The sequence below is a fragment of the Candidatus Sericytochromatia bacterium genome (assembly GCA_035285325.1).
In the GTDB taxonomy this organism is placed as follows: Bacteria; Cyanobacteriota; Sericytochromatia; order S15B-MN24; family JAQBPE01; genus JAYKJB01.
In genome coordinates this window covers 1-6,529 of sequence record JAYKJB010000099.1, presented here as the reverse complement: position 1 = coordinate 6,529, position 6,529 = coordinate 1, and the positions used below count along the sequence as shown (strand labels likewise).

6 protein-coding genes are annotated in these 6,529 nt (G+C 62.1%); all 6 read left to right on the top strand.

The window, feature by feature from the left end:
• The first annotated feature begins 519 nt into the window (after nucleotides 1-519).
• A complete protein-coding gene (def, locus tag VKP62_12835) occupies nucleotides 520-1,089 on the top strand; it encodes a peptide deformylase (protein ID MEB3198079.1) in 570 nt (189 codons plus the stop codon).
• Nucleotides 1,082-1,735, top strand: a complete 654-nt coding sequence (gene udk / locus VKP62_12830; protein ID MEB3198078.1) for a uridine kinase — start codon at nucleotides 1,082-1,084, stop codon at nucleotides 1,733-1,735. Before def ends, udk begins: the two co-directional genes overlap by 8 nt.
• 14 nt (nucleotides 1,736-1,749) lie before the next feature.
• Nucleotides 1,750-2,736: a methionyl-tRNA formyltransferase gene (gene fmt / locus VKP62_12825; GenBank protein ID MEB3198077.1), complete on the top strand. Its 987-nt coding sequence runs from the start codon at nucleotides 1,750-1,752 to the stop codon at nucleotides 2,734-2,736.
• Nucleotides 2,733-4,100 (top strand): 16S rRNA (cytosine(967)-C(5))-methyltransferase RsmB, encoded by a 1,368-nt coding sequence (rsmB, locus tag VKP62_12820; GenBank protein ID MEB3198076.1) that lies wholly within the window; start codon nucleotides 2,733-2,735, stop codon nucleotides 4,098-4,100. The genes fmt and rsmB overlap by 4 nt, the downstream gene beginning before the upstream one ends.
• Nucleotides 4,101-4,162: 62 nt before the next feature.
• Complete coding sequence (rlmN, locus tag VKP62_12815) at nucleotides 4,163-5,194, top strand: 23S rRNA (adenine(2503)-C(2))-methyltransferase RlmN (protein ID MEB3198075.1); 1,032 nt, start codon at nucleotides 4,163-4,165, stop codon at nucleotides 5,192-5,194.
• A 21-nt stretch (nucleotides 5,195-5,215) separates the two neighbouring features.
• Entirely contained in the window at nucleotides 5,216-6,385 is a 1,170-nt protein-coding gene (gene rsgA, locus VKP62_12810) for a ribosome small subunit-dependent GTPase A (GenBank protein ID MEB3198074.1), read from the top strand.
• Nucleotides 6,386-6,529 lie beyond the last annotated feature (144 nt).

Sequence of the window (6,529 nt, the reverse complement as noted above, 5' to 3'; positions counted from 1 at the left end):
AAACTCTCCAAGAAATATTCTCGGCGAGTCAGGTCACCCTCGCGGGTGCCGGCTCTTTTTTTGCTCTTCTTCGTTTTTTGACAAGAGCTTGGTGCGTTCGCTTGGCTATTCAGTTGTCAAGGTACTGAGAGTTGAGAGCCGTTCCGTGGCACCCCGTGAAACCGGGACACCCCAGCGCCCCAGGCTTTACCCTGTGGCTTTCCGCGTAACCATCTCAAGGCACTTCCAAGCAGGAAGCTTGCGCCGAAAGGTCCCGGGAATGGGTCGGACGGCGGGTTCAGCGGGCGGTTGGCCTGCTGCACTCAACGCGTTTAGATACTGTACACGAAATAGACGCGAAGGGCAAGGGGGTTGATCGGAGTCTGATCAGGCCGCCCCACACCTGCACCCGAAACGCACACCAGATGTCACTGAGAGCGGTTTGCCCACGCGGTTTCGTGGTACGATTGAAACGGTTCCCAGGGCCGCCTTGTCTCCCTGTGCCGGCCCTCGGAGCTCGCGCACAGGCCGACCCACCCTATGTTTCACGAAAGCGTGTCCAACGTCATGCCCATCCTCGAGATCCGCACCATCGGAGACCCGGTTTTGCGCCAAGTGGCAGAACCCGTGCGAAAGGTGAACGCCCAAACCAAGCAACTGATCGCTGACATGTTCGAGACCATGTATGCAGCCGAGGGTGTCGGGCTGGCCGCTCCCCAGGTCGGAATCAGCCAACGTCTGTTCGTGATCGACGTGGGCGACGGCGAACCGTTCGCGCTCGTCAATCCGATTCTGGTCAAGGGATGGAATCCGATCCAAGACCAAGAGGGATGCCTCAGCGTTCCCGGCGTCTACATGGAAGTCACGCGTTATGAGCGGGTTCTGTTCAAAGGTAGAGACGAAAAAGACCGGGCGGTTCAAATTGAAGCGACCGGTTTGCTGGCCAGGGCCCTTCAGCATGAACTGGACCACCTGGACGGGAAAATCTTTGTCGATCTGATCGAGGACAAAATGGCCGTGGATGCCCAACTTGCCGCGATGAAACAGCGGCTCGCCGAAAAGGCCTTGGCGGTTCCAGCAGGCGGACAGGGTGACACGACCCGTGCGTAAGCCCTTTGTCATTGGCGTGGCGGGTGGGTCCGGCTCAGGCAAAACCACCGTCGCGCGGAATATCCTGGAACGCGCGGGAACCACCCACGTCGCCCACTTGCTGCACGACAACTATTATCACGACCTGGCGCACCTCTCGTTTGAGGAACGCAGTCAAGTCAATTTCGACCATCCGGATTCTCTCGACAACGACCTCTTCATCGAACACCTGAAGGCCTTGCTGGAACGCCGAACCATTGCGGCGCCCAAGTATGACTTCAAGACCCATCGGCGCACGGAGGAAACCGTCGCGATCGAACCGCGTCCAGTGATTCTGGTCGAAGGCATTCTGATCTTCGCAGATCCTGCACTGCGGGCCCTGATGGACCTTCGAATCTTTGTCGACACCGACGCAGATCTGCGGGTGCTGCGCCGCATCAAGCGGGACGTGGCGGAGCGCGGTCGACACCTGGAAACGGTCATCGACCAGTACCTGAACAGCGTCCGGCCGATGCACAATGAATTCGTCGCTCCCAGCAAGAAACACGCCAACATTGTGTTGCCGGAGGGCGGTATGAACCAGATGGCCATCGAGGTGTTGATCGCCAAAGTGGATTCCATCCTGAAACGTCAAACTGCGCCGCTCCAAAGCAACGCCGTTCATTAGAAGCGGGAGTCTCCTTGCCGACACCCAATTTGCCTGTCCGGGTCGTCTTTATGGGGACGCCAGCCTATGCGGTGCCGACCCTGCAAGCCTTGCAAACGGATTGGGCGCACGTGGTGGGCGTGGTCTGCCAGCCGGACAAACCGGTCGGGCGCGGCCAGCAATCCACGGCCCCCCCGGTGAAGACAGCCGCGCAAGCCCTTTCTATCCCCGTCCTGCAACCGGTGAAATTGCGACATAACGCAGAATTTCTGCAGCAACTGCGCGAGTTGGCCCCCGATTTGATCGTGGTAATTGCCTACGGCAAGATCTTGCCAACCGAGATTCTTGAACTCCCACGCTTCGGCTGTCTCAACTTGCACGCCTCGCTCCTGCCACTTTATCGCGGGGCCGCACCGATTCAGTGGGCCCTCATCCGTGGCGAAACCGAGACGGGTGTGACCCTCATGAAAATGGACGAGGGCCTCGATACCGGGGCGATGCTCGCCAAACAGACGTGTGCCATCGCTCCCGTCGATGATGCCCGCAGCCTCACGGACAAGCTGGCCCGCGCAAGTGCAGATCTGGCCGCTCAGGCCATTCCACGATGGCTGGCGGCGGAACTCCCCGCCGAACCGCAAGATGAAAACCTGGCCACCCTGGCCCCACTGCTCACCAAAGCGATGGGCGAGGTGAATTGGAAGCAGCCGGCGATCGCCCTGAGACGTCTGAGCAGGGGCTTGGCGGCGTGGCCCGGCCTGTCGAGCCACCTGCTCGGTCAACGTGTCAAGTTGGGCCGCGTCGACGCGCTGGAAATCGCAACGGAGGCCTCTCCGGGCACGATTCTGGCGATGACCGAAGCAGGCTGGCAGGTCGCCACGGGCGATGGCGTCTTGCTGATCCAGGAGATTCAATTGCCAGGCAAACCACTCCGCGCTGCGGCGGAGGTGGCGCGCGGGTGGCGCGACTTACGCGTCGGGTCGTCCTTCACGAGCGAAGCCCCCTCGCCGCTGAATGTGTCATGACACGCGACGTCCGTGCGAAACAGGACCCTCAGGCTAGGTCCGCCCGCGAATGGGCACTGGGCAAACTGATCGCGATTGAGGCAGAGGGCGGCTACGCCAACCTGGGGCGACAGGACCTGTCGCACATGCCACCGCCGGAGCGCAGCCTGGCCGTGGAACTGTCCCACGGCGCCACACGCCGTCGAGCGACCCTGGACTGGTACCTCGCCCAGGTTCTGAAAGGCCGCCTGGAGGACCTGACGCCTCCGATTCGCAACAACTTGCGCCTGGCGACCTATCAACTGCTGTTCCTGGACCGCATCCGTCCAGCCGCCGCAGTGGATGAAGCCGTCAAATTGGCTCGAAAACACGGACACGAGGGGGTCGCACGCCTTACCAACGGGGTGTTGCGAAACCTTCAACGGCGGATGGAAACCTTGTCTCCCCCCGCCTTCAAGGACAACCCACTGCTGGCCTTGACCGCTCGCTATTCGCTGCCTGAGTGGTTGGCCCGGGAATGGTTGGCCCTTCATGGGCCAGATGCGGAGTTACTCGCTCAGTGGAGTATCACCCCCCCCACGCTCTCCCTGCGCGCGAACACGCTGAAACGAACGCGAGAAAGCCTTCAGGAAGAACTCTCGGCCCTCGGCATCGCAGCCACGCCTGACCCTTGGCTTCCAGAGGGCCTGCGTCTGAACCAGTCCATCGACCCGACCGCGCTGGCGGCCTTCTCGGCGGGGGAGTTTTACGTCCAGGATGAGGCGGCCATGTGGGCAGCCCGCCTGGTCAAGCCTGCGTCGGGGCAGACCATCCTGGACATTGGCGCTGCTCCTGGTGGAAAGTCGACGCACCTGGCGGCCCTGATGGGCGACCAGGGTTGCATCTGGGCCATCGATCGCTCGGCGACGCGGCTGAAGCTCTTGGAGGAGAACTGCCGCCGTCTGGGCGTCTCATCCGTTCGAGCGCTGGCTCGCGATGCATGCGACCTATCGGAGTTGCCTGTCGCCGATCGCATCTTGCTCGACGCACCGTGTTCCGGTTTAGGGGTTTTACCAAGGAAGCCAGACCTGCGTTGGCGTCAGACGCCGGTCACGCGGGGGGAACTGGCGCAGTTGCAAAGCCAATTGCTCGATGCCGCCGTGGCCCGTCTCAAACCCGGAGGGTTGCTCGTTTACAGCACCTGTACGATGAGTCGGCAGGAGAACCAGGATGTCGTTGAAGCGCTACTGAACCGCCAGCCCCAGCTCCGATTCGACGATATGGGCGAGGATCTTCCAGCCGACTGGCGAAACGAACTGGAAGGCGAGGGGGGAATGCTTCAACTCCATCCCATTCGCCACGGTGTGGATGGATTTTTCATCGCGCGTCTGCGGCGCGAGGTATGATGGAATGCGGCAGCGGCAATCAAGCGCGCTGGCACAATGACGTGTTCAACGAGGGAGCACCCGTGAAAAGTCTGGTTGGGCTGGATCCCGCTGAACTTCGCCAGTTGGCCGAATCACTCGGGCAGCCGGCCTATCGTGGCACGCAGGTCGCGAAGTGGATTTACGAAAAAGGGGTGCGCGACCTGGAGGCCATGACCGATCTGCCGAAAGCATTTCGGGAGGCCCTCAGCCAGGACCACCATACGGTGCCGGCGCTGACCCTGGTCACCTCGCGCGAGGCCCCGGACGGCACCACCAAATTCCTGTTTCGGGCGAGTGATGGGCGCGAGATCGAGAGCGTCTGGATTCCCTACCCTGACCGTGTCACCGCCTGCATCAGCTCGCAAGTCGGCTGTGCGATGCGCTGCAGCTTCTGCGCCACGGGCCAACTCGGGTTTGAGCGCAATCTCACCCCCGGAGAGATTGTCGACCAGATTCTGGCGATGCAATCCATGCTGGGCCGCCGCATCTCAAACGTGGTCTACATGGGCATGGGCGAACCCTTGTTGAACCTCGACCACGTGCTCAAAAGCGTGCGGCTCCTCAATCAGGTGGTGGGGATCGCCATGCGACAGATCACCATCTCAACGGTGGGCATCGTGCCGCAGATGGAACGGCTGGCGCAGGAGAAACTGCAACTGACGTTGGCACTCTCGCTCCACGCGCCGAATGATGCCCTGCGCGATGAACTCGTGCCGGTCAACACCAAATTCCAACTCAGCAGCTTGCGGGATGCGGTGCGTGAATACGAAGAAATCACCGGCCGACGCGTCACCCTCGAATACATCATGCTGGGTGGTGTGAACGACGCGCCCCAGCACGCCAGGGAGTTGGCCGCCTGGGCCAAAGGCTTACACGTTCATATCAACCTGATCCCCTACCATCCGACGGGGGCCGATTTCCGCGCCACCCCGGCCCCGGCCATCCGGCAATTCGCCAAGTCGCTTGAAGACGCGGGATTCCCAACGGCCATCCGAGCCGAGAGGGGCCTCGAAATCGAGGCCGCCTGCGGCCAGTTGAAGCGTCAGCTGGCCGGCGCGCATCCGCCGGCCTGACGCGTGGGAGACCGCCAGGTGATGGAAACGGGCTCCCACGCGCCGACCAAAGAGGGCTTATTGAAAACCGGGGTCATTGTCAGCCACCAGGCCAATTTTTATTACGTCCTCGCCGAGGGGACTGAATACGCCTGCCACATGCGTGGAAACCTGAAAAAGAGCGGCGAGTCCCCGCTGGTCGGGGACCGGGTTCAGTTCGTCCTGGAGCCCGTTTCGCCGGATGCGCCCCTCCCTCCCCCACGCGAAGGTTCGCTGGCGCTGGAGGCGGCGATCGCCCCGGGGGTCCGCAAAGGCGCCATCGTGACGATCGCTCCGAGAAAGCAAGCCCTCACGCGGCCCGCCATCGCCAACGTCGACCTCTTGCTGATCGTGCTGTCCGCCGACAGTCCGCCGTTCTCCCACCTGCTGCTCGACAAATTTCTCGTGGCAGCCCACGAGGCCGACCTCGTGCCGGTGATTGTGGTCAACAAGCGGGACCTGGTGCCACCCGCCCAACTCGACGAAATGGTGGCGGTCTATCGCGAGTTGGCCTACCACGTGATTCCCACCGAAGCCACGCCACAAGGCGTCCAGGCCTTGATGCCGATCCTGGACGGCAAGCTGTCCGTCCTGGCCGGTCCCTCAGGAGTGGGTAAAAGCTCGCTCGTCAATGCCCTGATCCCCGGCCTGAGTCTGCGCGCAGGGGACGTCTCAAGCAAATTGCAACGCGGTCGCCATACCACCCGACACGCAGCGCTATACGCAGTGGACGCCTGTCAGGAAGCCTTGCTCGCCGACACCCCCGGGTTCAGTTTCCTCTCCCTGGAGGGCCTCCACCCCGCCAGGTTGGGCTGGGCGTTTCCGGAGATCGCGCGTCTGATTCCCGCGTGCCGATTTCCCAGTTGCCTGCATCAGCAGGAACCAGACTGTGCCGTGAAAGACGCGCCCGAGGTGGCCCCTCAACGCTACGAGAATTACCTGAAGTTACTCCAGGAATGCCTGGAGACCCATCGTGAAAGCGCTGACCGCACTCAGAAGAGCGACACCGGCTTCAAGTCCCATTCGCGCGCACGCGGCCAGGAGGGGCGGGTGGTGAGGGTAGATGCCACGCTGAGGGCGAGAGACCGCAAAACCATCAAGCAGCAACTTGAGTCGGAATGGCAAGTCGACCTGGATGACTCTGACGAAACGGATTCATCGGGCGATTATTGAAAGGGCAACGTCAGCCAGGCGCGGGCCCTCCCCGCCGTGTGGGGCACCACCAGGCCGGGTATAGGAACAAGTGTCCCTTCGCTGCTCATCGTGCGCGACGCGCTTCTCGCACGGACCACGCTGGAGTTTCAACCCGATGCGCCT

Coding starts and splice junctions, on each gene's coding strand:
- def (MEB3198079.1), top strand. CDS start 520: ATGTTTCACGAAAGCGTGTCCAACGTCATGCCCATCCTCGAGATCCGC.
- rsmB (MEB3198076.1), top strand. CDS start 2,733: ATGACACGCGACGTCCGTGCGAAACAGGACCCTCAGGCTAGGTCCGCC.
- rsgA (MEB3198074.1), top strand. CDS start 5,216: ATGGAAACGGGCTCCCACGCGCCGACCAAAGAGGGCTTATTGAAAACC.